The sequence below is a fragment of the Methanocella sp. MCL-LM genome (assembly GCF_049676595.1).
Classification (GTDB): domain Archaea; phylum Halobacteriota; class Methanocellia; order Methanocellales; family Methanocellaceae; genus Methanocella_A.
This window is the reverse complement of the sequence record NZ_CP187259.1, coordinates 1,927,011-1,951,278: the sequence shown is the minus strand read 5'-3', so window position 1 is coordinate 1,951,278 and position 24,268 is coordinate 1,927,011. Positions and strand designations below refer to the sequence as shown.

General features: G+C 54.0%; 30 protein-coding genes. 15 read left to right on the top strand and 15 right to left on the bottom strand.

Annotated features, from left to right (window positions below; genetic code table 11):
- Nucleotides 1-231 precede the first annotated feature (231 nt).
- A complete protein-coding gene (gene cbiM, locus ACPLPM_RS10065; protein WP_424356653.1) occupies nucleotides 232-885 on the top strand; it encodes a cobalt transporter CbiM in 654 nt (217 codons plus the stop codon).
- On the top strand, nucleotides 882-1,217 hold the full coding sequence (locus tag ACPLPM_RS10060; protein WP_424356652.1) for a PDGLE domain-containing protein: 336 nt from the start codon (nucleotides 882-884) through the stop codon (nucleotides 1,215-1,217). The genes cbiM and ACPLPM_RS10060 overlap by 4 nt, the downstream gene beginning before the upstream one ends.
- Before the next feature lie 77 nt (nucleotides 1,218-1,294).
- On the opposite strand, the gene ACPLPM_RS10055 is transcribed toward ACPLPM_RS10060, so the two are convergent.
- The 6 genes from ACPLPM_RS10055 to ACPLPM_RS10030 all read right to left on the bottom strand — a co-directional run bounded on the left by ACPLPM_RS10055 (nucleotide 1,295) and on the right by ACPLPM_RS10030 (nucleotide 7,331).
- Nucleotides 1,295-1,792 (bottom strand): nitroreductase family protein, encoded by a 498-nt coding sequence (locus tag ACPLPM_RS10055; RefSeq protein ID WP_424356651.1) that lies wholly within the window; start codon nucleotides 1,790-1,792, stop codon nucleotides 1,295-1,297.
- 36 nt (nucleotides 1,793-1,828) lie between these two features.
- Entirely contained in the window at nucleotides 1,829-2,305 is a 477-nt protein-coding gene (locus ACPLPM_RS10050; protein ID WP_424356650.1) for a flavodoxin family protein, read from the bottom strand.
- Between the two features lie 150 nt (nucleotides 2,306-2,455).
- On the bottom strand, nucleotides 2,456-3,424 hold the full coding sequence (gene thiL / locus ACPLPM_RS10045; RefSeq protein ID WP_424356649.1) for a thiamine-phosphate kinase: 969 nt from the start codon (nucleotides 3,422-3,424) through the stop codon (nucleotides 2,456-2,458).
- Between the two features lie 66 nt (nucleotides 3,425-3,490).
- Complete coding sequence (locus tag ACPLPM_RS10040; protein WP_424356648.1) at nucleotides 3,491-4,444, bottom strand: N-acetyltransferase family protein; 954 nt, start codon at nucleotides 4,442-4,444, stop codon at nucleotides 3,491-3,493.
- Between the two features lie 32 nt (nucleotides 4,445-4,476).
- Nucleotides 4,477-5,382, bottom strand: coding sequence for an ATP-binding cassette domain-containing protein (locus ACPLPM_RS10035; RefSeq protein WP_424356647.1), 906 nt, complete (start codon nucleotides 5,380-5,382; stop codon nucleotides 4,477-4,479).
- A gap of 164 nt (nucleotides 5,383-5,546) precedes the next feature.
- Nucleotides 5,547-7,331: a 6-bladed beta-propeller gene (locus ACPLPM_RS10030; protein ID WP_424356646.1), complete on the bottom strand. Its 1,785-nt coding sequence runs from the start codon at nucleotides 7,329-7,331 to the stop codon at nucleotides 5,547-5,549.
- 281 nt (nucleotides 7,332-7,612) lie between these two features.
- Between ACPLPM_RS10030 and ACPLPM_RS10025 the strand changes: the two genes are divergently transcribed.
- The 4 genes from ACPLPM_RS10025 (at nucleotide 7,613) to nucS (ending at nucleotide 10,377) form a co-directional block, all read left to right on the top strand.
- Entirely contained in the window at nucleotides 7,613-8,545 is a 933-nt protein-coding gene (locus ACPLPM_RS10025) for a deoxyhypusine synthase (protein WP_424356645.1), read from the top strand.
- A 5-nt stretch (nucleotides 8,546-8,550) separates the two neighbouring features.
- Nucleotides 8,551-8,859 (top strand): hypothetical protein, encoded by a 309-nt coding sequence (locus ACPLPM_RS10020; protein WP_424356644.1) that lies wholly within the window; start codon nucleotides 8,551-8,553, stop codon nucleotides 8,857-8,859.
- A 26-nt stretch (nucleotides 8,860-8,885) separates the two neighbouring features.
- Complete coding sequence (locus ACPLPM_RS10015; protein ID WP_424356643.1) at nucleotides 8,886-9,551, top strand: YkgJ family cysteine cluster protein; 666 nt, start codon at nucleotides 8,886-8,888, stop codon at nucleotides 9,549-9,551.
- A gap of 73 nt (nucleotides 9,552-9,624) precedes the next feature.
- Nucleotides 9,625-10,377 (top strand): endonuclease NucS, encoded by a 753-nt coding sequence (gene nucS / locus ACPLPM_RS10010; protein WP_424356642.1) that lies wholly within the window; start codon nucleotides 9,625-9,627, stop codon nucleotides 10,375-10,377.
- Nucleotides 10,378-10,399: 22 nt separating this feature from the next.
- On the opposite strand, the gene ACPLPM_RS10005 is transcribed toward nucS, so the two are convergent.
- Nucleotides 10,400-11,047 (bottom strand): hypothetical protein, encoded by a 648-nt coding sequence (locus ACPLPM_RS10005; protein WP_424356641.1) that lies wholly within the window; start codon nucleotides 11,045-11,047, stop codon nucleotides 10,400-10,402.
- Nucleotides 11,048-11,138: 91 nt separating this feature from the next.
- Entirely contained in the window at nucleotides 11,139-12,596 is a 1,458-nt protein-coding gene (locus ACPLPM_RS10000) for a hypothetical protein (RefSeq protein ID WP_424356640.1), read from the bottom strand.
- A 159-nt stretch (nucleotides 12,597-12,755) separates the two neighbouring features.
- Here ACPLPM_RS10000 and ACPLPM_RS09995 point away from each other — a divergent pair, with 159 nt between their 5' ends.
- Nucleotides 12,756-13,163, top strand: a complete 408-nt coding sequence (locus tag ACPLPM_RS09995) for a Mov34/MPN/PAD-1 family protein (RefSeq protein WP_424356639.1) — start codon at nucleotides 12,756-12,758, stop codon at nucleotides 13,161-13,163.
- A gap of 2 nt (nucleotides 13,164-13,165) precedes the next feature.
- On the opposite strand, the gene pdxS is transcribed toward ACPLPM_RS09995, so the two are convergent.
- From pdxS to ACPLPM_RS09980, 3 genes are all read right to left on the bottom strand, one after another.
- The gene (gene pdxS / locus ACPLPM_RS09990; RefSeq protein ID WP_424356638.1) at nucleotides 13,166-14,062 is read right to left on the bottom strand and encodes a pyridoxal 5'-phosphate synthase lyase subunit PdxS; all 897 of its coding nucleotides are present in this window, start codon (nucleotides 14,060-14,062) and stop codon (nucleotides 13,166-13,168) included.
- A gap of 252 nt (nucleotides 14,063-14,314) precedes the next feature.
- Entirely contained in the window at nucleotides 14,315-14,929 is a 615-nt protein-coding gene (locus ACPLPM_RS09985; RefSeq protein WP_424356637.1) for a hypothetical protein, read from the bottom strand.
- 93 nt (nucleotides 14,930-15,022) lie between these two features.
- Nucleotides 15,023-15,445, bottom strand: a complete 423-nt coding sequence (locus tag ACPLPM_RS09980) for a hypothetical protein (RefSeq protein ID WP_424356636.1) — start codon at nucleotides 15,443-15,445, stop codon at nucleotides 15,023-15,025.
- Nucleotides 15,446-15,705: 260 nt separating this feature from the next.
- Between ACPLPM_RS09980 and ACPLPM_RS09975 the strand changes: the two genes are divergently transcribed.
- Complete coding sequence (locus tag ACPLPM_RS09975; protein WP_424356635.1) at nucleotides 15,706-15,855, top strand: hypothetical protein; 150 nt, start codon at nucleotides 15,706-15,708, stop codon at nucleotides 15,853-15,855.
- Nucleotides 15,856-15,902: 47 nt separating this feature from the next.
- Here ACPLPM_RS09975 and ACPLPM_RS09970 read toward each other — a convergent pair whose 3' ends face one another.
- From ACPLPM_RS09970 to ACPLPM_RS09960, 3 genes are all read right to left on the bottom strand, one after another.
- Nucleotides 15,903-16,628 (bottom strand): ABC transporter permease, encoded by a 726-nt coding sequence (locus ACPLPM_RS09970; RefSeq protein ID WP_424356634.1) that lies wholly within the window; start codon nucleotides 16,626-16,628, stop codon nucleotides 15,903-15,905.
- Between the two features lie 3 nt (nucleotides 16,629-16,631).
- A complete protein-coding gene (locus ACPLPM_RS09965; protein ID WP_424359964.1) occupies nucleotides 16,632-17,630 on the bottom strand; it encodes an ABC transporter ATP-binding protein in 999 nt (332 codons plus the stop codon).
- 85 nt (nucleotides 17,631-17,715) lie between these two features.
- A complete protein-coding gene (locus tag ACPLPM_RS09960; protein WP_424356633.1) occupies nucleotides 17,716-17,886 on the bottom strand; it encodes a hypothetical protein in 171 nt (56 codons plus the stop codon).
- Nucleotides 17,887-18,070: 184 nt separating this feature from the next.
- On the opposite strand from ACPLPM_RS09960, the gene ACPLPM_RS09955 reads away from it, so the two are divergent.
- From ACPLPM_RS09955 to ACPLPM_RS09925, 7 genes are all read left to right on the top strand, one after another.
- Nucleotides 18,071-18,826 carry an ArsR/SmtB family transcription factor gene (locus ACPLPM_RS09955; RefSeq protein ID WP_424356632.1) on the top strand — a complete coding sequence of 252 codons (756 nt, stop codon included), beginning with the start codon at nucleotides 18,071-18,073 and terminating at the stop codon, nucleotides 18,824-18,826.
- A gap of 109 nt (nucleotides 18,827-18,935) precedes the next feature.
- Nucleotides 18,936-19,313, top strand: a complete 378-nt coding sequence (locus ACPLPM_RS09950) for an ArsR/SmtB family transcription factor (RefSeq protein WP_424356631.1) — start codon at nucleotides 18,936-18,938, stop codon at nucleotides 19,311-19,313.
- A 77-nt stretch (nucleotides 19,314-19,390) separates the two neighbouring features.
- A complete protein-coding gene (locus tag ACPLPM_RS09945) occupies nucleotides 19,391-19,579 on the top strand; it encodes a hypothetical protein (protein WP_424356630.1) in 189 nt (62 codons plus the stop codon).
- Nucleotides 19,580-20,080: 501 nt separating this feature from the next.
- On the top strand, nucleotides 20,081-20,581 hold the full coding sequence (locus ACPLPM_RS09940) for a pyridoxamine 5'-phosphate oxidase family protein (RefSeq protein ID WP_424356629.1): 501 nt from the start codon (nucleotides 20,081-20,083) through the stop codon (nucleotides 20,579-20,581).
- A 275-nt stretch (nucleotides 20,582-20,856) separates the two neighbouring features.
- Nucleotides 20,857-21,645, top strand: coding sequence for a 2-amino-3,7-dideoxy-D-threo-hept-6-ulosonate synthase (locus ACPLPM_RS09935; protein ID WP_424356628.1), 789 nt, complete (start codon nucleotides 20,857-20,859; stop codon nucleotides 21,643-21,645).
- A 12-nt stretch (nucleotides 21,646-21,657) separates the two neighbouring features.
- Nucleotides 21,658-22,593 carry an ATP-binding cassette domain-containing protein gene (locus ACPLPM_RS09930; protein ID WP_424356627.1) on the top strand — a complete coding sequence of 312 codons (936 nt, stop codon included), beginning with the start codon at nucleotides 21,658-21,660 and terminating at the stop codon, nucleotides 22,591-22,593.
- Nucleotides 22,586-23,356: an ABC transporter permease gene (locus ACPLPM_RS09925; protein WP_424356626.1), complete on the top strand. Its 771-nt coding sequence runs from the start codon at nucleotides 22,586-22,588 to the stop codon at nucleotides 23,354-23,356. Before ACPLPM_RS09930 ends, ACPLPM_RS09925 begins: the two co-directional genes overlap by 8 nt.
- 400 nt (nucleotides 23,357-23,756) lie before the next feature.
- Here ACPLPM_RS09925 and ACPLPM_RS09920 read toward each other — a convergent pair whose 3' ends face one another.
- Nucleotides 23,757-24,236: a hypothetical protein gene (locus tag ACPLPM_RS09920; protein WP_424356625.1), complete on the bottom strand. Its 480-nt coding sequence runs from the start codon at nucleotides 24,234-24,236 to the stop codon at nucleotides 23,757-23,759.
- Between the last annotated feature and the right edge of the window lie 32 nt (nucleotides 24,237-24,268).

The window sequence follows — 24,268 nt, the reverse complement described above, 5'->3', positions numbered from 1 at the left end:
TCAGTGATTCACGTGATAATTTATTGAAGCGACTTACATAGCTCGTGTTTATACTGTTTGCCTTAATTGCAGAGTTAGTATCAGTTCGCAATTATAAAAACTAATGTTCAAATTTAGTGTTACTAAACGATAATTTTTTATAACAATAAGTGCTATTTCTTGCTTGGTGATACTTTGCATATACCAGACGGGTTTCTCGGGCCCGAAACATACATATTCTTCTTTATCGTCATGATACCGATCTGGCTGTACGCCAGCTACCGGCTCAATAAAGAGCTTCGGTCCAGGCAGGTTCCGTTGCTCGCGCTGTCAGCCGCCTTCACGTTTGTGCTGATGATGATCAACATCCCGGCCCCCGGCGGAGGCACCGGCCACGCAGTCGGCGCAGCCATCATCGGCATAGTCTTAGGCCCGTGGGCTGCGGTCGTGTCGATTACCGTGGCGCTGGTCATCCAGGCTCTGCTGTTCGGCGATGGCGGCATCACAGCCATCGGTGCCAACTGCTTTAACATGGCCTTCGTAATGCCCTTCAGCGCTTATATCATATACCGCCTCATCAGCGCGGGGTCGAAGATCACTTCCGGCCGCAGGCTGGCTGCAGCAGCCATAGCCGGCTACTTAGCGCTCATCATCGCAGCCATGACTACCGCCATAATGTTTGGCATCCAGCCCATCCTGCACCCTGCGATCGAAGGCCAGCTCCAGTACATGCCATACGGGCTAAATGTAACCATACCTGTCATGCTCTTCGAGCACCTGTTCCTCAGCCTGCTGGAAGCGCTGGTCACAGGCTTGATCTTCGCTTACCTGCAAAAGACTGATCCAAAGCTGCTGGAAGGGAGGAAGAAAAAGAAATCCCAGAAGGCTCCGGCAGGGGTGAAATGATGGACAAGAACACCAGAAACCTGATCATCGGGCTGCTCTTGCTCGTCATCCTGACGCCCCTCGGCCTCCTCGCAGCGGGAGAGACGTTCGGCGAATGGGGCACTGAGGAACTGGAAGAGAAGATCGGCTACGTCCCCCCGGGCATGGACAGCCTGGCCAACATATGGAGCGCGCCGCTCTCCGACTACGGCTTCCCGGGTAACGACACCCCGATCGGCGTAATCTCGGGCTACGTGTTTTCGGCCATCGTCGGCGTCATCGTATGCGGAGGCATCCTGTACCTCGCCGGCAAATATATCGCGAAGAAGAACGATGCCGAGGACGACGAGTAGATATTATCCATAGTAACACAAACACTCGGTAAAACCAGATATGACGCGGCGATCTTCCGCCGCGTCCCCAATTCTTATCACTTATACTGATTTCTGAAGCTGACCTCGGCCAGCGGCTTTTTAGGTTTCTGAGGCGCTTCGTCCGGATACCCTGCTGCTATCAGCGAGACCAGCGTGTACTTATCCGGCACTTCCAGCAGCGTCCTCACTGCTTCGACGTATTCCTTCTTGTCCCCGGCGACCCAGCACGTCCCGATACCGCCGGCGGCGGCTGCAGTGATGATGTTCATAGTAGCGGCGCAGCCATCCTCGAGGTAGTACTTCTGGCTCTTCTCGCAAAAAACAGCAAAGCACGCTGCACAGCTTTTTATGAACTTACCGTGGTCGGCCATGTTACCCAGCCGCTCCAGCTGTACTTTATCAGTGACGCAGCCGATGAGCCAGGGCTGAATGTTGATCGCCGAAGGGGCGAGATGAGCACATTCGAGGATTTCAGTGAGCACTTCATCCGGTATTGGCTTGTCCTTAAACCGCCTGATACTTCTGCGGCTCTTGAGAACATCGATCAGATCCATGGTAGGAAGATATGCTACCCGGCTATTTAGCGTTAATCAAACAACTTTCTTGATCGTAGCGGCAAAGCGATCTATGACTGCCGAATACCTGCCGGCATCGACGTCCTTCTCGAAAGTGAAAGCAGACGAGACGTATTTCATGCCCTTTTTCTCCAAAGTCTTCCGTATCCGGGATAACGTCCGCTCACCGCCGCCTACTTTCGTTTCGATCACGGCGGAGAAGGGCTTGCCTCTGCAGTTCGTCACCATGGAGAGGTACTTTTCCACGTAGGGAGAAGGTCCGTCAGCCCAGACAGGAGTGGCGACGACAAGGAAGTCGACATCAGAGAGGTCTGTTTTGCATTCCTTGATATCTGCCTGGACGGTCAAGAGCGAGGAGAGCGCCTTACCGGGCTCCGAGGGTTCGTGCACAGGTTCGATGCGCTCCAGGCGCGCACCGGTTTTAGAGGCAAGATCCTTGGCGACCTTTTCAGTGTGGCCGGAATGGGAGTAGTATGCGATCATCGTGTTCATGGCGATTCCATAACAATGTGTGAATGTATAAGGGAAAAGCTATGGAAAAATTTCCTTGGATATCGCAGGCAAAAACTAGCAAATGCCCGGTATACAGGGCATTATGGAAAATTTAACGTGAAGCGGCACAGTAGCTGATAATATGGCGAGTTAGTGGACTGTATCGCCTTTCTTCTTGAGGTGCTCGTAGCCCTTGCAGGAGATCTCTGTCCGGATGCCACGGTCATCAAGTATCAGGCCCGACTCAGTCACTTTGCCTATGACTGTGAAGCCGACACCCTCGATCTTATCGATCTCTCCGGGATTAACTGTGAACAGCAGCTCGAACTCTCCGCCGAAGCAGATGGCCATGTCCAACAGCTCAGCACGGCTCCGGGCCACCTTGCGTGCTTCTTCGCGAACAGGCAGAGCGTCCGCATCTACAACGAAACCGACTTTACTCGCCACAGACAGCTCGTAGACCGATTTTCCCAGGCCGTCGCTCACGTCCATCATTGCCGTGACTCCCTGATAACCGGATAATATCATCCCTTCGCCCAGCCGGGGCTCCGGCCTGAAGAAGCTGCGAAACAGTAAGGCCCGATCTTCAGGAGATGCTTCCCGCTCCCCTGTAAGCACTTTGAATCCGGCAGCGGTAGTGCCGAGGTAGCCTGTGACGCAGAGAAGGTCTCCGACCCTCGCGCCTGATCGTAGCTTCACCTGGTCTTTGTTCACCCGCCCGAAGGCAGTCGTGACAATGGTCAGTTCCTGGTGCTGGTCCGTGTCACCCCCGACAATGTCGGTACCGTAACACTTAGCGCAGTTCCGCATGCCGGTAGCGATCCCGTCGATGAACTCGACGTCGGTATCTCCCGGGATACCCAGCGCCGCCACGACACCGACAGGCCTGGCACCCATACCTGCGACATCGCTCAGGCTCACCGCCACGCTCATCCACCCGATGTCCTCGCCGGTCATCTCCCGGGGAAAGTCAGTCACCCGGTGCAGCATGTCGGTTGTCACCACGAGGTAGTCGTCACCGTTATCGATCACGGCGCAGTCGTCGCCCAGATAAGGAGAGTCCAGGATCTTACCGATCCGCCGTATAATACCAATCTCGCCGATGTCGTTCGCTTTCATGCTAAAGAGAACTGGGAAGTCAAAATACATTATAATATCGACAACAATAGCTGAACTGTATATGGATTAACCCTGCAGGGGATAGATCAGTGTAGCTCTTGTCCCGACGAGGGTGGCATCGATCTCGCCGGACAGGCTTTCGTAGTCGTCTTTGGCCAGCAGCAGGTTTGCGGATGTTATGCCGGCAGGCTCTAAAAGTTTCATGGCTGCGGCGGCGAGGTCTCTGGCATTTGCGCCGGAGCTCCAGGCATATACAGTAGCCTCTTCTATTGACCCGGAAGTCCAGGTGATCATGGACGGATGCCCCGAAACGCTCAAAAAGGCTGTTCGCTTATCGACGCTGGCGAAGGCCGGGAGGGCAAAGCTGTCGCTTAGCTCAAACAGGTGATAGGCCGAGCTCTGGAGTCGTCCGATGACCATGTGCATGCCCCAGGTGAAAGACTGCTTGCTTAACGGCGGCTGTAAGGCCGAAGTTTCAACGGGGTACCGGCGAACAGGGGTGGTTATCTGAACCAGGCGATCCCCGTAGGAAAAGCCGCATTTCAGGTAGAACGCCTCGTTGTGGGGCATGGCTGATACGGTAAGAGATTCGCAGCCCCTCTCCCTGGCTAATTCCCGGGCGTGCCGGATTAAGCTGATGCCGATCCCGGTTCCGGTGTAATCCTTGTGGACGTACAGCAGGCCGATGTGACAGTTTCTTCCGTACGGCTCGCCCTCCCGGCCCAGGAACATCTCCATCTCTGCCACGATGTGTCCATCGAGCTCCGCGACGCACGGGAGGTGGCGCATCAGGAGCAGATTATTCAGGTGAATGGCGCAGGTCTCCGGGCTCATCCACGGCCCTCCGAAGCCCCACCGCTCTTCGACCGAGAGATGATCGTACTCGACGTCGAACTGCTCGCTACCCACGATGCGATACCATCTAGAAACGTGAGACCTGTGAACCTCGCAGATAGCGGCAGCATCGTCCAGCCTGGCCAGGCGAAACGTTAGTTTAGGGCTGCTGTCTGCGGCGTGCATGATATCTGGATGGCACCAAAATTTAAAATAACTTATTGCTGCTCGAAGAATGATCTATATAAATCTTCGAGGCTGGTCATGCTCTGCCGGGCTTCGTAGACTTCGGTCATCGCCGAAGCCTGCCGGATGACCATGGGGATGTGGATGATGTCGTCGACTTCGACCGTCACGTAGTCGCTGCCGACGTAGGTGCGGTTGATGAAAAGCTGCTTGTTGATCGACTGGACGAGCCGGGGCAGGTTCATCTGGCTGGTCCGGAGCGTGATGGCCGGCCTGCCGATCTTCTCCCTGACAGAGGTCATGCTCTCGTTCATGAGAGTGGCCCCATCTTTGATGATGGTGACACCGTCGCAAATCTTGTCGAGCAGGTCCATGTTATTGGCCGTGATCAGAATAGTCTTGTCCCCTGCTGCGCGGAGGTCGTTGACGAACTTCATGCAGAAAAGCGGGTCAAGTTCGGCCAGCGAGCCGTCCATGAGAATGATGCTTGCGTCAGTAATTAAGCCCATGCCGAGGGTGATACGCCGCTTCATGCCCCGGGACAGTTCCCCTATGCGAGTGTCCAGGACGCTGGTGAGCCCCAGCATTTCGCTCAGTACGTCGACGCGGTAGGTGATCTCTTCTTTGTGGATCCGGCTGACCTTGCCATGTTTCCACAGCATCTTCCGCGGTGTCTGGCTATCCGGAATGCTGCAGATATCAGGGATCTGGCTGACCTGGCGCTGAACTTCCCGGGTGTTAGAAACAGGAATACCGTTGACGGTCACAATGCCCGAGTCGGGCTTGACTTCTCCAGCCAGTATCTTGATCACTGTGCTTTTACCGCTGCCGTTAGGCCCTACCAGAGCGTGGACCGTATTTTTCCTGGCGGAAAGCTCGAAGCCGTTTAACGCCCTGAGTTTACCGTAGCTTTTAACAACACCGTGAGCCTCGATCACTCAGACCACTACCACTGTTACGTATAGTTTCCTTTTAACTATTTATACTTTGAATCTCCTGGCCCGGCCAGAATAAAGCATATGGATATTGATGTATAATCGACACACTTGCACCTTTCCGGATAATAAAAAGTATGGGAGCCGGCGTTTTCCGTCTTGCCGGCTCACGTCAGCTCTAAAGTTTCAGTGTGGACTGTGCTATCGTCCAGCTTTACGATCAGGCGCCACGTGCCCGGCGTCAACTGCTTGGTGTCGAGGTTGTAGAGGTACTGCTCCGAGGTCTGATCATACCGGAAGTAGGCTGCAGTGCCGGCCTTACCTTTTGTGCCGGCCGCCTGTTCCGGGCCCCAGTCACCATCCACCAGCTTCGACACGTTCAGGCTGGAAGTTGCCCCTGCTACCACCATGCCGTTAGCGTCTGCCAGGCGGAACTTCACTGGTATGGCGGAGCCCTGCTTGAACGAGGCATTTTCGGCTTTGCCCAGAGGAGGCAGCAGGCCGTCGAACTGATAGCCTACGGTGTAGGTGACTATCTCCTCACGGACGTTTCCCGCAAGGTCAGCGGCGGTGACCCGGTAGGTATGAGAGCCGACAACTGAGGTATCCACGAGCGCTCCGTTTGGCGTTGTGCCAGACACAGCCGTAACTCCGGAGAGGCGATCTGCAGCGTTCCAGTATGCATTTACAGGCTGGTTCAGGAGATAGAATCCGGCAGGAGAGCTGATGACGATCTCTGGCGGAGTATTATCCACGGTGACCCAGGTACTACCCCTGTTTTCGGATGCAGTTTTGATCTGGCCGTAGACGACAACCCGGCTATTCGTCGTGTCTACAACGTATAGCTGGCCGGTTGCTCCGATTACAATGCCGGTCGGGTAAGCGAACTGGCAGGGGCCCGACTTTTCGGCTCCGAACTGCGTGAGGTAGCGGCCTCCGGCATCAAAAACCTGCACCCGGTAGTTCCGGACATCGGAGATGTACACGTGGCCGGCAGAATCGATCGCGATGCCCCAGGGATAGCTGAACTGGCCTGCGCCCGCACCCTGGCTTCCCCACTTGCCTATGTAGTGGTTGTCCGGATCGAATACCTGCACCTGGTGGCTGTTACTGCTCACCGCGTACAGGTAGCCTGTTGAGTTAAAAGCCAGGCCCCGGGGATTGTTGATCGCCCAGCCCGTCACATAGCTGCCGCTGGGGTCGAATACCTGTATCCGGTTATTGATAGTGTCGGCGACGTAGACATAGTCGGTAGCATTGACCGCGATGCCTTCAGGGTAGTAGAAGTTACCCGTTCCGGTCCCCGGGCTTCCCCACTTAGCCACGAAATTGCCGTTTGCGTCGAATACCTGAATTCTACAATTATTCCGGTCGGTCACGTATACGTAGCCGGTAGAATTGACCGCAATGCCCCACGGGCTGTAGAATTTGCCGTTTGCCGCCCCGGCACTGCCCCACTGCGATACGAAGCTGCCGCTGGCATCGAAAGCCTGAATCCGGTTGTTATCCCTGTCAGTGACATACAACAAACCTGTCGGACTGATCGCAATGCCCCAGGGGTTCTTGAACGGACCAGGTCCGCCGCTGCCCCATTGAGCAAGGTACTGGATAAGCAGAGGGTCTTCCGCATCCCGGGAAATGACCGAGATCTCATAGATGCCGTCGGGCACTGCAGAACAGTCTTCATAGGTTCCATCCCATAGCACAGGATGAGTGCCGCCACCCTTCACGCCCTCGTCAACGAGGCGTACAGTTTCGTTCTCCGAATCGTTGATCAGGATTAGTATACGGCTTTCGTTTTCAGCCAAGGAATACTGGACAGCCGTAGTCGTCCCCGAATTGATTACGTCAGGCGTAGCTGATACCGGGATTCCTTCCCCGGCAGCCTGAGCCTGCGCTAAGCTTATGCATAACAGCAATACGAGCAGTATCGCCGTTAATCGAGTCCTCATTCACATCGCCTTCTTTTTTATTCGTTTTCCCCGAAGCCCCGATTCTAAGCTGTGAACCCTCGAAGGGTTCTTAAAGAAGTGTATATGAGAACCCAAATATATAGCTTTTACTCTACAATGCTTTGTAATTTAGTAGAATAAAATGAAATAGTAGGTTATTTTAAGCCAGTTTTCACCCTGCCCGGATGCCCCTGCCTACCATTTTCCACCTGATGACTGGCTCGCGTTTTTTACTCTTTTAAGACAAAATTCATATTACCCTCTATCTATAAGACAGGAGGATGAGCGAGAACAGGATCAGGCACGCTGACATTCATGGCACCATGACTGTGGATCAGCTTGTCAAGCAGATGGAAGGCTGCGCTTTCGGCGCCGGCCGCATAGGGGCTGCCTGTGACATACTGGAAGAGATGCAGGCAGAGGACGTCACCAAATTTTTCGGCCTGTCGGGAGCCATGGTTCCGGCTGGCATGCGTAAAATCGTCGCGGACATGATCCGGGACGGGTATATCGATGTTTTAGTCACTACGGGGGCCAATATGGTCCACGATGTCATCGAGGGCATCGGCTGCTGCCACGAAAAGGGCAGCGCCACCGCGGACGACATGGAATTAAAGAAACAGCACATCAACAGGATCTACGACGTATATCTGAACGAGGATTACTTCGGCGATCTCGAGGACAAAATGCAGCACGTGTACGGCAGCATGGATCCCGCGAAGACGTACTCCATCAGTGAGCTGATGTCGGAGATCGGCAGGAACATCGACGACAGGGACTCGATTCTCCGGGCCGCCTACGACTGTAAGGTGCCGATCTACTGCCCGGCAATCCAGGACTCGGTGCTGGGCTTGCAGGCATGGCTGTTCAAGCAGGCCAACAAGCTCAACGTGGATGCTTTCGCGGACATGCGGGAGTTCATGGACACCTGCTACGGTGCAAAGCGCACCGGCGCGGTGTTGCTCGGTGGCGGAGTACCTAAGAACTATATCCTCCAGAGCATGCTGGTGACGCCCAGGGGCGGCTTTGATTACGTGATCCAGATTACGATGGACCGTGCTGAGACAGGCGGCTTATCCGGAGCCACGCTGGACGAGGCGAGGAGCTGGGGCAAGGTAGGCGATAACGCAAAGGCCGTACAGGTAATTTGCGACTCTACGATTGCGCTGCCCCTCATGCTGGCCGCGGTTAACGAGAGAAAAGGGAGGAAGTAACAATCATGCCAACCGAAGAATACCTAAAAGGCTACGTCGAAGGCTTCAAAGAAGCTCTGGCCACAGTAGGCCAGGACCTGCAGGACCACGAGATGGAAGACTACACAGTCGAGAACTACGGCGAGCTGTACCAGAACATCGCCAGGCAGATGGGCAACTGCGTGGTCTGCAAGGACATCGGCACCGAGAAGGGCTGCCCGGCGGGCAAGACCATCTGGTGCCCCAGGATCATGGAAACTATGGCCGACGAGATGGCGATGACGAGCAAGGAAAAGCTCCTGTCGCTGCCCGACAACAACCAGCCCGAGTCGTGAGCGATATCATGTCAGGAGGAACTTCGATGAAGGTAAATGGTCTGCCGGTCGTCAAAGGAAGTGATCTGGCGTGCGCCGGCTGCGGCACCTGCTGTACAGTCTACGGGATAATAGACCTGCACATCACCGACATTTTTAGAATCTCGGAGTTTATCGGCATCAGCCCTGAACAATTTTTTGACGAGTACACGAATCTGGTCCAGGACCAGAATGGCAACTGGACTTTTTCGCTGGACATCAACGGAGGCTGCCGGTTCCGCATCGACGGCAGGTGTTCCATATACCCGGTCCGGACAGACACCTGCGCGCTATACCCATTCAGCTGTGTCTGCGTGGACCTTTCGGATGCAACTAAAAGAGAGATCGCCGAATTCAAGCAGTGCTTTGTCCATGGGCTGGACGGAAAAATGCTCGTCATACCCGACATCGAACGTACGATCGACAGCCGAATCCTGTTTATGGTAAAAGAGACGTACATGGCAAGCTTCGACGGCACCTTTTACGAGAACGAGGCGAGGCCGTTCCATGAAAAAGGTCTGGCACTGCTGAAAAATCCCCGGATGCGCGAGATTGTTTATCAAAAGCTGCTGAAGGAGATGATGCAAAGGGTGCCGGTGAACGAGAACACGAAAGAGCCGGTCCTGTCAGAGCAGGACATCAAGGCGATATGCGATTATATACGCGGGATATAGCGCCTTAGATGCCCAATATTTTCAACAAGCCACCCGCACTCTTTATTTACCTTAACAACCCTCTACTCCCCGGATGAAGTACCTGGTCTCTCCGTCGCCCGACGAGGCGCTTGAAGCTTTGAAAGAAGGCCGCAGCGGCACCAAGAAAAGCATGGCCACGATCATCGGCCGGTGCAAGGTAGAATACTCAGGCCGGGCTAAGTCGTTCCTGGATTATGGCGACCGGCTGGTCATCGTGAAGCCCGATGGCACGATCATGGTACACGGGGATGCAAAGAGGGAGCCGCTTAACTGGCAGCCCCCCGGCACAAAGATCGAGTATACCCTAGACGACGGCCTCACCATAATGGCACGGAGGACCAGCCCTGTGGAGACTATGCACCTCCACTTCAGGAACGTCCACGCGCTGACTGTTTTCCAGCTCGAAGACGGAGCGGAGTTGAACCTGGTAGGCGAAGAGTCAGACCTTGTTGACAAGATCGAGAAAGACCCGTCGATCATTGAACCGGGACTCCGGGTGCTGCGGAGAGAAAAGACCACTGACTCCGGCTACATCGACCTGTTCTGCGAGGATACTAAGGGCACCACAGTCATCGTAGAGGTCAAGCGGACGCTGATTTCGCACAACGCCGTATACCAGCTTGAAGCCTACCTGATCGACTTCAGGAAGAAGAACAAGGAAGCGCCTGTAAGAGGCATCCTTTGCGCCCCCAGAATTTCCGAGATGGCGAAAACCCTTGCCGACGAAAAAGGCCTGGAGTACAGGCAGATCGAGTGGGACTTCGAGCTGAAAGATAAGAAGCAGCGGTCGCTGGACTGTTTTTAAAAATTAGAATAAGTGCTCTGGCTTACAAGCCAGACAGCACGAACGTCAATCTGCTTTCTATGGCCTCAGCCTCGTTTCGGCTTTGCATGGCGAGATCATTGTAGTAGTTAGCCTCTTTCACGTAGTTGTTATACTTGACCGGGTTGATGTTGCCGGAGCCTTTGGTCGCTATCTGGGTGGCCATCTCGGTGTATGCGAGGCTGGCGTACTCCATGCTGGCCGCGGTGTAGTTGGCGGTCTGGACCCATTTTTCGCTGAGCAGGACTTCGTCGTGGTTGATCGAGAAGTTGCCCATGGCCTGGAAGTCGGCTCTGGCAGCGTCCATGCGGTCTTTTGCCTTGAGCATGGTGTTGCTGGCGTTGGTCCAGTCGGACTGGTTGTGGGCCTGCCGCTGGGCGTCTCCCATGTAGAGGATGCCTGCGTTGTACTTGTCGATGCCTGCCTGCAGCTTCTCCGTGTACTTGTACTGCTGCTCGACAGTCGAGTTTGTGGCCGGTCCCGGAACCGCGGTTACGGTCGGGACTACGGTCGGCGTCTTAGAAGGCACCGGGGCCGGTGTAGCCGTGGATACGGGCTTCTGGAACTGTTCTTTCAAAACTGTGCATCCGGACAGCGCCACCATGATTACCAAAAACAGCGCTACCGTGGTGATCTTTAGGGCTTTGGACAAGCTTACACCTTCGGAAGATGTGGTCATTCAGACTTTTTTAGCTGATTGTTTAAGAATATGTCACCAGTATTAAGCGGCCAAGTGCCCGCTTTTACCGGCGTCTGGTCGCTATAATTGCAAGTATAACTGACAGCATGGCGAGGATTGTAGGCAGGAGCCCGAAGCCGGGGACCGGGTTGTTGAGGGGATGAGCCTTCGTCCACGCTGTTTCCGTGAGGGTCGTGTTGTTTGCCAGTGCATAGGCCAGATCAGCCTGGATGATGGCGTTTCGGTAGTCTTCCCGGGCGTAGTCGCTCAGGGAGTAATTATAGTGCAGGCGGGACTCGTTTAGCTCGTCGTTAGCCGCCGGGCTGGACAGCTTGCCGATCGTGCTGATCTTTTCTCTGGCCTGCTGCTGGTGGTAGTCGGCATCAGCTTTCAGCGCCTGCTGAGCGAGAGCCTGAGCCACGCTTGCTTTGTTGGAGGCGTTCAGGTACTGGGACGAGTTGAAAGCGGTCAGGGCCAGATCGAGCTCGTTCCGGGCTTCGGTGAGCAGGTTCCCTGCCGGGGCGCTGGTCAGGCCGTCGGACTGGGAAAGCGTGTAAACTGCGGAGTCAATGGCCCGTTGTGCCACGTCCCGGGACTCGTCGGTCTGGTTGGACTCGATCTGGTAATAGTGCTGGGCGTTGACCGCGTTGTTGACGGCGGTATCGGCGGCGGTCGCTTCGGCTTTCGCATTCTCGAAGTCTTCCGCGTCCAGGTACATGCTAACCTGCTGCAAGTGAGATATCGACTCGTTTACCAGCCTTCGGGTGTCCGGGCTGTCCGAGCCGGACAGCGTGGCGATCTTGAGGTTAACGGAGCTGACCGTGTCGAGGACAGCGTTCTTTTTGGCCAGGTACTCGTTTTCGGAGGTTCGGGCATGGCTTATCATTACGGTGACGTCGAAGGTCTTGTTGATCGCCCTCTCGAAGTCGTTGGAGTTGTGGGCGCTCCACGCGTCCAGCAGGGCGTTAGTGGCGTTGAACAGGTCAGCCTTTGCGGCTTTGCTTGAGTGGTTCGCCGCCCGGGCATCGTTCAGCGACTGGTTTGCCTCCTGCAGCAGCCTGAGCGACTGCTGCCGGAACGGCGAATCCACGTAGAGGTACCCTTCCGGGGTAACTACGGTATCGCTGACCCACGACGAGGAAGTCGTATCATACCGGGTGATGTCGAGCTTGAAGTGGTACTTGTGATAGCCTACGCTGGTATTCTTGTTGCAGCTGACCAGGAACTGGCCGGGCCTGCTGTCAGTGTTTGACTCGACCTGCACGTAGTTGTTGCCGAAGTCGAGCATGTAGGTGGTACCCTCGGGCATCCAGTCGTAGTGGACGCCGATGTTGTATATCCTGACGGGATAATTCTCGTTGTTGTAGACGGCCAGATCGGCGGCCATGACCTGACCCTGTAAAAGCGTTCCAGAGGGCAGAGACATGTTTACCGAAACATTAGCCGCCGCGGCGGCAGAGGCTGTCAGAGCGGACAGCCCAATCAGTAGTACGGACAACAGGAGAAGTATCCGGCCATTCATAGGCGCTTATGAGTGTTACCATCTTCTTAATCTTTATGGTATCATCCGTCAGCTAAGGTAGTGCCAGCTGTTCCCAATCCGCTCGTTCTCCCGCAGAACGAAGCAGACATGCCGGTCCTTTGGCCCACCCTTTTAAACCCCCCTGCCGTATCGTTTTTCATGGCGGAAAAAACCGTATCGGTCACCAGGTCGGAGCTGGAAGTGATGCGACAGGATGCCATGGCAAGGAAACCTGAAGAAGCCTGCGGGCTGCTGGTAGGCCGCGAGGAGGGTGACAGGGTAAAGGTCGAAGAAGTCGTACCGATGTCTAACCTGAGCAAATCGTCAGAGCGGTTCAGCATCGATCCCGAAGAGATGTATGTAGTGCTGCAAGAGGCGGAGGATAAGGGTAGGACCGTCGTCGGCAGCTATCACTCTCACCCGTCGGACCACCTGCCGTCCTGCCTCGATGCAAAGTACATGCAGCACACGTCCTACGTCTGGATGATAGTGCCGGAGAAAGGAGAAGTACGGGCGTACGTGTTTGAAGACGGGATAAAAGAAATGAGGATGGAAGAGGCCCGGTAGGGCTACCAGCCGCGGGTCTGGAGGATCTCTTCCTTCGGTATACTGGTGACACCGATGCCCTTCATGGGGTTGCCGATGCCCTTGGATACTTTGGCCAGCTTTTTCGGGTCGTCGTAGTTGTTGACAGCTTCGACGATCGCCTTGGCCATCTTTGCCGGATTGTCAGACTTGAAAATGCCCGAGCCGACGAAGACGCCGTCTGCCCCGAGCCGCATCATGAGTGCTGCGTCGGCTGGCGTCGCTACGCCTCCGGCCGCAAAGTTAACCACCGGGATGCGCTGCATCTGTGCCGTCTCTATGACCAGCGCGGCGGGCGCTTCGATGGTCCTTGCATACCTGACGAGCTCTTCGTGGGACTTGCCCTTCAATTCCCGGATCTCGCCCTGGATCTGCTTCATGTGCTTGACTGCCTCGGATACGTCGCCAGTGCCGGCTTCGCCCTTGGTGCGGATCATGGCCGCGCCCTCATCGATCCTGCGGAGAGCTTCGCCCAGGTTTCTCGCACCGCATACGAACGGCACGGTAAACCGGGACTTCTCGATGTGGTACTTATCGTCTGCCGGGGTCAGCACTTCGGATTCGTCGATCATGTCGACTCCGATAGCCTCCAGGATTTCTGCCTCCACGAAGTGGCCGATCCTGGCCTTAGCCATCACCGGGATGGTTACGGACTTGATGATCTTTTCGACGATAGCCGGGTCGGCCATTCTTGCCACGCCGCCCTCTTTCCGGATGTCGGCTGGCACAGCCTGAAGAGCCATCACTGCAACGGCGCCGGCCTTCTCCGCTATGACCGCCTGCTCCGGGTTCGTGACGTCCATGATGACTCCGCCTTTCTGCATCTTGGCGAAGCCGCGCTTGATTAAAGAAGTTCCATGACGTAGTTCTTCCATCTTCATGATTGTATCCTCTACGATATCTGGTCGCTAGTAAAATGATTTAGCATTTAAATTCTCTGTGCCAGCATATTCTTCACATTCTGAACTCTGGCACAAGACGAAATCAATGTGCACGTTTAACCTTAAAAACATTATGTATGCAGCCATGACGGCCGGAATCGTATCGATCGAGATCATTGTGCCGAATACTATCAATTTATCGTTCGGCACTTGTCGCCCCCATCACAGGACTGTCGGTGGAAATTGGGACTATTAATTTTGGAGACTCTCTCCGGGAGCTCCACATGCTTTTTTCAAGTCCTGAATAAGTTTCAATCTCACATCCTTACTCGGATCAGCCGGATACTTTAAGCGATCGGAAAATGCCTCTAAGTTAGGTAAATTCGATCGTTTTGTGTTTACATTTTCCGCCATAGGTGCGGTAGATTGTTTCACGGCGTAATTGCAGATACTATACCAACCCAAAAAATCAGGATCATTGTAGTGTTCTAATGATTTAATAAAGCACTGTATAGCCTTTAAGGATTTTAGACGGCTGCTAAAGCCAATTCCGATCTCGCGCCAGGCAACGGCTTTGTCATCATCGTCAAACCGTTCCAGCAGCATTTCAAAACCTGCAAAGTCCGGCTCATCTACGTCGCATTCATGCGTTCTAAAGGCATAGGTAATTGATAACTTATCGCTAAGATCGGCTGTGGTATCCCGGCCGTTATAAAAAAATTTTTTATCTCGTGCCCAGGATGGTATGTGTATATTATTCGAAGACAGGGCTTTATTTTTGTTAGTTGAAGACGAGGTACTGATCTTTAATGGCTTTTCCGTTACCTTTGCTTGCTTTTTCCCGAACAGGCTATCGAGCAGGCTCATAAATATCAAAAATATATGACCAGAGAATCTACTTATGTTTTATCATTTTTAACATAAACTATTGTATTTTTATCCGATTAATGAAAAGCCTTATCATGGCACATCAAGCTGCTTCTTTTTGATAAACAGGTTATAGAAGCCGAGGGCGGCCATGAAGCCGGCCGACACGACGAGGAGAAGCATGAATGCCTTTCCCATCAGGCCATCCTCAAAAATTGCCCAGATTAACCCCGCTATTGCAAGCATGGATATTCCGAGCACGGCAAGGTGACCCTGGTAGCGAGGGAGCCGCCAGCCTGCTACCATCGATAAGACGAAGCCCACGAAGAGCAGCATGATAAAGCCGGGAGGAAAATCACCCACCATTAGCTTGATGCCCCCTAGCACTACCAGGGCGAGGAGCCCTGTAAGTACGCCTAGTGCGATGAGAACGATCATGGAGCCCCTGGTGACCGTTGCCACCAGGCTTTCCGGGACTGCGTCCGAAGCGAAACTATTGTACTGTTCTCTTTCCATGAAGCTTGCCTCCGGAGATCATCAGAAAATTCAGGAGCCTTGCAGATACCGTTCAAGATGCCGGTAGCAGTAGGGAGCAATATACCCGGGAATACGTCGGTACATGGATATTAAAAAGTGCTTCGCAGAAATAACGAGTAAATCCTACGCCGTAATGTCGGCCTAAAATCCAAAAACCGGCAGGATTGTTCGCCTTATGTCGCTCACAATCTGGTAAATTGATTTACGGGCTTGTGGCCAGTTTAGATATGGTGGTTTACATGCAGGAAAGACAGGAACAAAGCGAATCCAGAATGACGATGGAAAAGTGCGGCATCTGCGGGAAGGACGTGCCGGAGCAGCCGGGCGTCACCAGCGAAGGCAACTGCAACATGTGCGGCGCCAAGCTGAGCATGACCCAGCAGAGATAAGCTATACCAGCTTTTTCTTTTTTAACTAAAAAGAGACAGGGAACACTCTAGTTCCCTGCAATCCTCTCCCGGTTAAAGGTTTTCACGCTCACTACAAAGGTTACGGCTATCGCTGCAGCCAGCAGTGCGATGATGATCCCATTGGCAAGCATAGCGTATTCTCCGAGCCCGGATCGTGCAAAGGATAAGCCAACCACGATACCTGCGATGACATACATCGGCAGGTAGGTCATCCTGGCGTTTGAGATGAAGCCGGAAACCGCTACAATGATCAGTACTGAGAGCACCACGATCATCGGGGCTATGACAAGGATCGTCAGCAGCAGCGACATTGTCGGGAACGGCGTCACCCACTGGATCAGGTGCCCGTTGAGCACCAGTACATAGCCCAGTATCACTGCCATGACAAAGGCCAGCCCTGCAATTCCCGCCAGGATAGCTGCCAGCGCCTTGCCCGCCAGTATCTCCCAGTCTTTCAGCGGCAGGGTAAAGAGGTACTCGATCGTCTTCTGCTCTTTCTCGTACGGGAACGCCATCACGGCGATGGTGGAGGCCATAACGAGAGCGTAGAAGCTCGAGAACATCAGGTAGAATTCCAGCGACTGCGAAAGCACTTCGGAGCTGTAGCCTCCAGCCCGCAGGGCACTACCTATCTGCGTGATCGGGACCACGCAGAAGATGGCCAGCATGATAAGGTTTCGGAGCATTGCCGTCTTCCCGGTGAAGTACGATAACAATTCTTTCCGGGCGATTTCCCATATGACGTTGACCATTGCTTATTCCCCCATGACCTTGAAGTATACGTCTTCGAGGCTCTGGCTGTTGCCGGACATTTCCGTGATGCTGATGCCGGCGGATGCCAGCCGGCGGTTGATCTCCGGTGCCAGAGCATCCCGGTCGCCCGGGATACAGATGTAGCCATCGGCAAGTTCTGCCTTACCCAGCCCGCCCAGCACTGCCAGCGCCTTGTGGGCGCCTGCTGCCGACCCTGACACCTTGATCCGAATGGCAGGCGCGTAGAATTTCCGCCGCATGTCGTCCATACTGCCCGATGCCCTTATCGTGCCATTTTTTATGATCGCGAGGCTATCGCACACTTTCTCGACCTCCGGAAGCACGTGGGAAGTGATGAAGATCGTCTTTCCGTCGCGTGTGAGGCTCTTAATCAGATCCTCAATGCCCCGGGCAGCTACCGGGTCCAGCCCGGAAGTAGGCTCGTCGAGGAACAAGACATCCGGATCGTTGACCAGTGCCCGGGCCAGTGCCACTTTTTGCCGCATACCCTTTGAGTACTTGCCAACTTTGACATTCCTGGCCTCGAAAAGGTCCAGCTTCTTCAGCAGGAATTCGACGATCTCTTTCCGCTCGCTTCGCTCGAAGCCATGTAGCCTTGCAGTATAGTCAACTACATCATATCCGCTCAGGTAGTCGTACAGCCCGTAGGTATCGGGGAGGTACCCGACGATCTTCCGGACCTTCTCCGGCTCCGCCCGCAGATCGTAGCCGCTGACTATTGCTGTGCCGGCCTGTGGCTTGAGCAGGCCTACAAGTATTTTTATCGTCGTAGTCTTGCCCGCTCCGTTTGCTCCGATGAAGCCGAAGCAAGAGCCGGACCGAATGCTCAGGTCTATGTTTTTGATGCCATGAACTCCGTCGTATGTCTTTGTCAGACCTTTAGTCGTAATCGTGATGTCACCTCGCCCCGCATGTAGGGGCGAGTATATCTCTGACGCTAAAATATTTAAGAAAAGTTTTGACCGAAGGCGGTAAAACATTGACTGCAAATGGTAAATACGGCAAGCTTTGATTGCGTGATAAAATTAGATATTATAACACTGGTTATTAAAAACGGATGAAAAATTATTCTTCGGAGGGCTTTTTTAGATGCTTGAACTCCCAGCCCATATACTTGTACAGGAAGTAGAAGAGCAGGATTCCCACAGGCGGCAGCATAAACAATGCTATGATCGCCCCCAGGGAGAGCAGCACGGTAAACAGAAACCCGACGGTTGCATCTAAGATTCGAATCATTGATATACCTCGTTTTTACGATAGAGAGGTAAATACCGATGGCTTAAATACTTGCGGATAAATTTGTCGCTTAAGGCCGGAGAGAGGCAAAAGTATGTCCGCCGACAGGAATAGTATTTATATAGCTGACCCGGCCGCTTCTGCCCGGCAAGCTATTTATGCTTGCTCTGAATATTGGCCCTTAATGCCCGCGAAAGATGTCGCCCGGCTGCTGAACAACGAGTCCAACCTGAAGATACTGGACAGGCTCAAAGTCAGACCGTACTATCCACGGGAGCTGGCGCAGGAGATGGAGCTGAGCGAGCCCTTCGTGGTGCGCAGGCTGAAGGCGATGGAAGAAGAAGGCATCGTCGAAGGCAGGTGGGAGGCCGAAGGCAGCCGCAAAGTCAAGCGGTACTACCTGCAGGACGTAAAGATCGAGTACGGGAAAGAAGGCCTGAAGGTCAGCTCCGAGGAAATTCCGGAGAAACCCGGCATCGACCTGAAAAATGAAATGATAGGCAGGCTGATCAAGCTCCCGCTTATAATCATCTTCGGGATCGGGGTCCTGTTTAACATACTGGCCCTGCAAGTGGCTCTGCTTGCATTCCTGCTCTGGTACGTGGCCATGACCACCGGGTTCTACAACAGGTACCATTTTAAGACTACTCTGCTGGCGATTCCACTCTACACCTTTAACACCCTGGTCATCGGGGGCCTCGTAGCCGGTAATTTACTCCACATGCCCGTACCCCTGGACGTAGTAATTGGACTGCTGGCAGCAGGACTGGTATTCATCATGATCTACCACGCGAGGTACTACCAGCTGGAGCTGGGCGACCTGTTGATCAAAAACAGGGAGTTCATCGACGGCCTGGAGGACTCGCCTCTGCACGTCAAGTTGTTTTACCTGCCGATGGCGGTTCGGTGGAAGCTCTGCGAGTACTTTAAGATCGTTTGATACGACAGATTATATGACATATGCCTGGATGTCCGGCGGGTAATGTCGACCAGAACTCTGGCCACGAAAAGATTTATCCCCCGCCAGAGGGATACTCCGTTGATACTCGATGGCAGGCCGTCCTGAAACCGCGGATAGTTATGATTCCTGCGAGGCGACGCAGGTTCACGAAGGCTCAGTCAGCAAAGCCCGGGCCAGGGCGATAGACGAGGACACGGTACAGCGCCTGTCAGACATTTTTAAAGTCATGGGCGACCCGACGAGGCTGCGCATCATCAATGCCCTGTCAGCCGGCGAAATGTGCGTCTGCGACATCGCCTGCGCCCTGAACATGGAAAACTCTGCCATCTCTCACCAGCTCAGGATTCTTAAGGCGATGCGGCTGGTCAAGTTCCGGAAAGAGGGCAAATCGGCGATCTACTCCCTCGATGACGAGCATATGCTGACGCTGTTCAACGAAGGCCTGAAGCACGCGCAGCACAGGTAAATGGTTAGTGACTCGATATCGCCGGATTGCGGGGGATGATTATTCTTCCCGGGCTCCATATATCCACCTGATTATTCATGGCCGAACAAAAGCGAAGGGTAGAGGATGTCGCTGCGGAAGACATCGAGCGGGACAGGCGGCTGAACAAAGAGCAGAGTAGCCAGAACCCGGACCGGGTAGAAGATTTTAACCGCAGGGCAGACCGCCGCAGGGAAGAGTACGCCCGGGCCAACTACGACGAGTCCCAGTCAGATACTGGGGAATGAGAGCCGGCTCCGCCGGGCAGAGCAGTGTTCGCCCCTTTTTCAGATTTCTAATGCTGTCAGCCTGTTACTGTGTTGCATAATTCTTATTTTCATGTTCGCCTTTTGAACGCCTGCTTTAGCAGGCGTTCTTGAGGCGATGTGCAGACGATCGCTGCGCTGTGCCAGAAACACAGATTCCGACAGATGCCACAGATTACACAGATACTAATCGATGACAAATGGATTTACCGTCAACCACTTTTATTCTACGATCATCTGTGCAATCGGTGCAATCTGTCGGAATCTGTGATCCTGGCACAGCGCAGCGATCGTACTGTTGAGTCGCCCGATCTGCAACGGCCGGGTCCAGAGTTGAAAAACTGAATTATGCAACACGCATCAGCCTTTCGCCACAACTGCCGGGCCTTTGAGATTCCGATAACACGTCCAAGCACCCAATCTCCGGCAACTGCGTGCATCGTATTTATTTATTTGAAAGCTAATATTTATTTGGTGTTTGCAGTGCAGGAACAGATAAAGAGGGATTACGAGATCAAGCGGTTCGATTTACCGGACATGTCACACCGCGAAATGGACGATCTGCTCAACAGCCAGCTGCTGTGCCGGATGACGTTCAACGACCAGCCGTACCCGTATACGCTGCCCATGGAGTACTACTATTTTGGGGATACCATGTACTTCCACCTGACCACGACGGGCAAAAAGATGGACCTGCTGAGCAGGGATCCGAACGTGACGGTAGAAGTGGATTGGGCCAGCAAAGATCTTGGCGACTACAAAAGCGTGATCCTCAAAGGCAGGCTCATCGAAGTGACCGACAGCGAGGAGCGCAACACGATGAACGTGGCGATGTCCACGGCGGTCAAGGATAAGCTCGGCATTACGGCTTTACTGCGGGTGCCATGGTCTAAGAAAGGGATCGATTACCTGTCTGCATCAAACATACCATTAACGCTCTACAAGCTGGAAGCTAAAGAGATAACAGGCAAAAAGGCCCATTAGTTCATTTTTCGCCCCGGCAAGGTAAGCAGGCATATAGGCCACCGCAGATATTCGGTAGCAGTGGCCTGGTGCCACAACCCGCTAAGGGGCTACCTATCAGCGCTATTTCTGAATATAGCCGGCTGGCGAAAGGCTAACGATAACCCTGTTCTAAGCCGGTATGATTGTTCCGGGGAAAACGTTTAGTAGGATAACCGCAAATATCAATTGAATTTAAGTTCATTTTCGCTAAAAAACCTGTATCTAAGAACCTCTTTCGGACTAAAGGTGCAACAATGAACACAGGTAAGACCATCAGGATGAACCGCATTTTCAACCGGCGCACCGGTAAGACAGTAATGGTGCCCATGGACCACGGTATCACGCTCGGGCCAGTCACAGGCCTGGCGAGCATCAAGGAATCCGCAACTGCGGCCATCGAGGGTGGTGCGAACGCTGTGATCATGCACAAGGGCATCGTCAAGCAGTGCTATTCCCAGTGTACCAGGACTACAGGGCTGATCGTGCACCTTTCGGCCAGCACCAATCTCAGCGTGGACCCGGACTATAAAATTTCTATCACCACCCCGCTGGAGGCGCTGAAGCTGGGCGCCGACGCGGTCAGCATCCACGTAAACGTGGGCTCGGAAAAAGAGGCAGAGATGCTAGGGAACTTCGGAGAAACTTCCAGCCAGTGCGAGGATCTAGGCCTGCCACTGCTCGCGATGATGTACCCCCGGGGCAAGAACATCCATAACCAGTTCGCTCCAGATCTGATCGCACACGCCTGCCGGGTCGGGGCAGAGATGGGTGCAGACGTCATCAAGACCAATTATACGGGCGACCAGGACAACTTTAAGGAAGTTGTCAAGGGTTGTCCGGTACCTGTGATCATCGCCGGAGGCATGAGGACCAGCACGGACCTGGAACTCCTCGAAAAAATCCGGGGAGCGATGGACGCAGGCGCAGCCGGTGTGGCCATCGGCAGAAACGTCTTCATGCACGATAACCCGGTCCTCATGGTCAGGCGCATCTGTGGAGTAGTACACAACGGCATGAGCCCCGCTGAAGCCATGAAATTGTAGGGCTGTGTCGCAGTGCCTGAAGAAGATGCGATCATCATACGGGGCCTGACCAAGTGTTTTGACAAGCTCGTAGCCGTAGATCACGTCGACCTGGAGATCAGAAAGGGAGAATTTTTCGGGCTGCTTGGGCCAAACGGCGCAGGTAAGACCACGCTTATTCGGACCCTGGTGGGGCTGTGTACGCCTACCAGTGGCTCGGCCAGGATTTTTGACCGGGACGTCGTCAGGGACAGGTACGCCTCCAGGGAACTTATTGGCGTCGTGCCCCAGGAGTTCAACTTCGACGAAAACCTGACCACGAAAGATATTCTCACTTACCACGCTGGCTATTTTGGCATCGGGCGAAGAGAACGGGAAGCGAGGGCCGACGAGCTGCTGGAGTTCCTGGAGATCAAGGATAAAGCAAATACGGCGTGTACCAAGCTCTCAGGTGGCATGAAAAGGCGCCTGCTGATCGGCAGGGCGCTTATGCAGAAGCCCCGGGTGCTGTTCCTCGACGAGCCCACTACCGGAGTCGACGTTCAGCTCCGGCGATCGCTGTGGGAGATGTTTAAAAAGCTGAACGCTGAGGGTACGACGATCATCCTGACCACCCACTACATCGAGGAGGCCGAAAACTTGTGCACCAGGGTGGCGATCATGGACCATGGCAAGATCATCGCCATGGGCTCGCCAGAAGAGCTAATTCAGTCCTCGGGCAGCGATAACCTGATCGAGATCGCCTTTTCCGGCGGAACCCCGCCCGACCTGAAAACCATTCCCGAAGTAAGGAGGGTCTGGTGGAAGGATGGAATGCTCAGCGTCAGAGTGACTGACCCTAACACCGCTGCCGTGAAAATCCTCGACCTGCTCAGGACTTCGGGAATGTCGGTCAAGTCGATGCACATCACGGAAGCGAGCCTGGAAGACGTCTTCATTAAGCTGACAGGGCGTGAGCTGCGTGAGTAGGCAACTTATTGCCCTGTATGCAATGATGAAGCGAGAGATCATCCGGTTTGCCAGAAAGCCTAACCGGACAGTACTGCCCAGCCTGGTTTCGACCTTCCTGTACATCTTCGCGTTCGGGTATGCGCTCGGATCGAGCATACCCCCTATGGGCGGGCACTCCTACATCGAGTTCATGCTGCCCGGCCTGGTGATGATGCAGGTGATCATCCACGCTTACATCAACCCCGCTTACTCGATCTACATATCCAGGGAAAACCAGTACCTCGAAGACCCCCTGACCACTCCGATGCACTACTCCACCATGGTGATAGCCTACGTGCTCGGCGGCATGGCCCGAGGCTTGTTCATGGGCCTGATCATCGCGGCCGTGACCATGATGCTCTTCGGGATCTGGCTCCACGACATCCTGCTATTCATCCTGTTCCTCATCTTCACCTCGGCGATCTTCGCCACCATCGGCGTGATGTTCGGCCAGTGGTCCAAGAACATCGAGGACGTAGGCAACGTAATGAGCTACATCCTGAGCCCGCTGCTATTTTTAGGCGGCGTCTTCTTCTCCATCGACATGGTGCCCGGCGACTGGCTAAGGCTGATCTCCTATCTAGATCCGCTGACCTACGTCATCGACGGGTTCCGGTACTCGATGATCGGGTACATGCGGACTAACCCCTACTACTGCCTGATAGCAAGCATAGCAGTGTTTATCGTCTGTTTCATCGCCACCATCAAGATGTTCGAGAGCGGCAAGAACCTGAAAACTTGAGAAGATCGGTTGACGCAAAAGCCAAGACTTTACTTGTGAACCCGTGAAGGAACGCGAACGCTGCGCGGTACATAACACTTATTACTCAGATACTTGTAAGATGTTGCTTATGAGCCGTGAATGCACACGATCGCTGCGCTGTGCCAGGATCACAGATTGTTACAGATGCCACGGATTACACAGATGGTTATCGGAAAAACTGATCGATAGGCAAGCATTTTTATCACATAGTATCTGTGCAATCTGTGCAATCTGTCGGAATCTGTGATCCTGGCACAGCGCAGCGTTCGTCCACGAATCGCCTTCCAGAACGCCTGCATATGCAGGCGTTCAAAAGGCGAACATCCAGACATATGAACTGTCCGAAAAGTTTTAAAAAAAATAAGAGAAAGAGGGCTAACTAAACCCTCTCACCCCTGTTGATTCTTCCTGCTACCACATAGGCATCGTAAATGGCGTAGAGCCATAGTACTACGGGCAGCAGCATCGTGCAGAAGCCGATCAGGACAAACATCAGCATGCCCGAGACTGCCCAGAGTCCCACGTACAGTGCGAGTATGATGATGCCTTTCATCACCTGGCCGTTGTAGACCTGGCCGAGGCCGGGGATGAACAACGACAGGATAGCCGACAGAATCGGCTCTTTATGCTTCACGACCACGACGCCGGGCTGAGCAGCGTAAGGCTGAGCAGCGTAAGGCTGAGCGACGTACGGCTGTGCCGGAGGAGGGGTCTGGCTCGAGGCTATCATGCCCTCCGCGCAGGTTTTACAGACCAGCTTTCCGTTGAGTTCGATACTGCACTGGGCACAGACATTTTTCCCGCACCGGGTACAGACTCCGACAGAGTCGGCTTCACTATGCATATAGCACTTCGTCAAAAGTATCCCACCACACCGTTCTTATCTTTCTT

Coding starts and splice junctions, on each gene's coding strand:
- nucS (WP_424356642.1), top strand. CDS start 9,625: ATGAAGTACCTGGTCTCTCCGTCGCCCGACGAGGCGCTTGAAGCTTTG.
- ACPLPM_RS09960 (WP_424356633.1), bottom strand. CDS start 17,886: ATGATTCGAATCTTAGATGCAACCGTCGGGTTTCTGTTTACCGTGCTG.
- ACPLPM_RS10025 (WP_424356645.1), top strand. CDS start 7,613: ATGAGCGAGAACAGGATCAGGCACGCTGACATTCATGGCACCATGACT.
- ACPLPM_RS09945 (WP_424356630.1), top strand. CDS start 19,391: ATGGCCGAACAAAAGCGAAGGGTAGAGGATGTCGCTGCGGAAGACATC.
- ACPLPM_RS10055 (WP_424356651.1), bottom strand. CDS start 1,792: ATGGATCTGATCGATGTTCTCAAGAGCCGCAGAAGTATCAGGCGGTTT.
- ACPLPM_RS09995 (WP_424356639.1), top strand. CDS start 12,756: ATGGCGGAAAAAACCGTATCGGTCACCAGGTCGGAGCTGGAAGTGATG.
- ACPLPM_RS10050 (WP_424356650.1), bottom strand. CDS start 2,305: ATGAACACGATGATCGCATACTACTCCCATTCCGGCCACACTGAAAAG.
- ACPLPM_RS10000 (WP_424356640.1), bottom strand. CDS start 12,596: ATGAATGGCCGGATACTTCTCCTGTTGTCCGTACTACTGATTGGGCTG.
- ACPLPM_RS09950 (WP_424356631.1), top strand. CDS start 18,936: ATGGCAGGCCGTCCTGAAACCGCGGATAGTTATGATTCCTGCGAGGCG.
- cbiM (WP_424356653.1), top strand. CDS start 232: ATGATACCGATCTGGCTGTACGCCAGCTACCGGCTCAATAAAGAGCTT.
- ACPLPM_RS10015 (WP_424356643.1), top strand. CDS start 8,886: ATGAAGGTAAATGGTCTGCCGGTCGTCAAAGGAAGTGATCTGGCGTGC.
- ACPLPM_RS09980 (WP_424356636.1), bottom strand. CDS start 15,445: ATGGAAAGAGAACAGTACAATAGTTTCGCTTCGGACGCAGTCCCGGAA.
- ACPLPM_RS09985 (WP_424356637.1), bottom strand. CDS start 14,929: ATGAGCCTGCTCGATAGCCTGTTCGGGAAAAAGCAAGCAAAGGTAACG.
- ACPLPM_RS09970 (WP_424356634.1), bottom strand. CDS start 16,628: ATGGTCAACGTCATATGGGAAATCGCCCGGAAAGAATTGTTATCGTAC.
- ACPLPM_RS09955 (WP_424356632.1), top strand. CDS start 18,071: ATGCCCGCGAAAGATGTCGCCCGGCTGCTGAACAACGAGTCCAACCTG.
- ACPLPM_RS10060 (WP_424356652.1), top strand. CDS start 882: ATGATGGACAAGAACACCAGAAACCTGATCATCGGGCTGCTCTTGCTC.
- thiL (WP_424356649.1), bottom strand. CDS start 3,424: ATGAAAGCGAACGACATCGGCGAGATTGGTATTATACGGCGGATCGGT.
- ACPLPM_RS10030 (WP_424356646.1), bottom strand. CDS start 7,331: ATGAGGACTCGATTAACGGCGATACTGCTCGTATTGCTGTTATGCATA.
- pdxS (WP_424356638.1), bottom strand. CDS start 14,062: ATGAAGATGGAAGAACTACGTCATGGAACTTCTTTAATCAAGCGCGGC.
- ACPLPM_RS09935 (WP_424356628.1), top strand. CDS start 20,857: ATGAACACAGGTAAGACCATCAGGATGAACCGCATTTTCAACCGGCGC.
- ACPLPM_RS10020 (WP_424356644.1), top strand. CDS start 8,551: ATGCCAACCGAAGAATACCTAAAAGGCTACGTCGAAGGCTTCAAAGAA.
- ACPLPM_RS10040 (WP_424356648.1), bottom strand. CDS start 4,444: ATGCACGCCGCAGACAGCAGCCCTAAACTAACGTTTCGCCTGGCCAGG.
- ACPLPM_RS09975 (WP_424356635.1), top strand. CDS start 15,706: ATGCAGGAAAGACAGGAACAAAGCGAATCCAGAATGACGATGGAAAAG.
- ACPLPM_RS09965 (WP_424359964.1), bottom strand. CDS start 17,630: ATGTTTTACCGCCTTCGGTCAAAACTTTTCTTAAATATTTTAGCGTCA.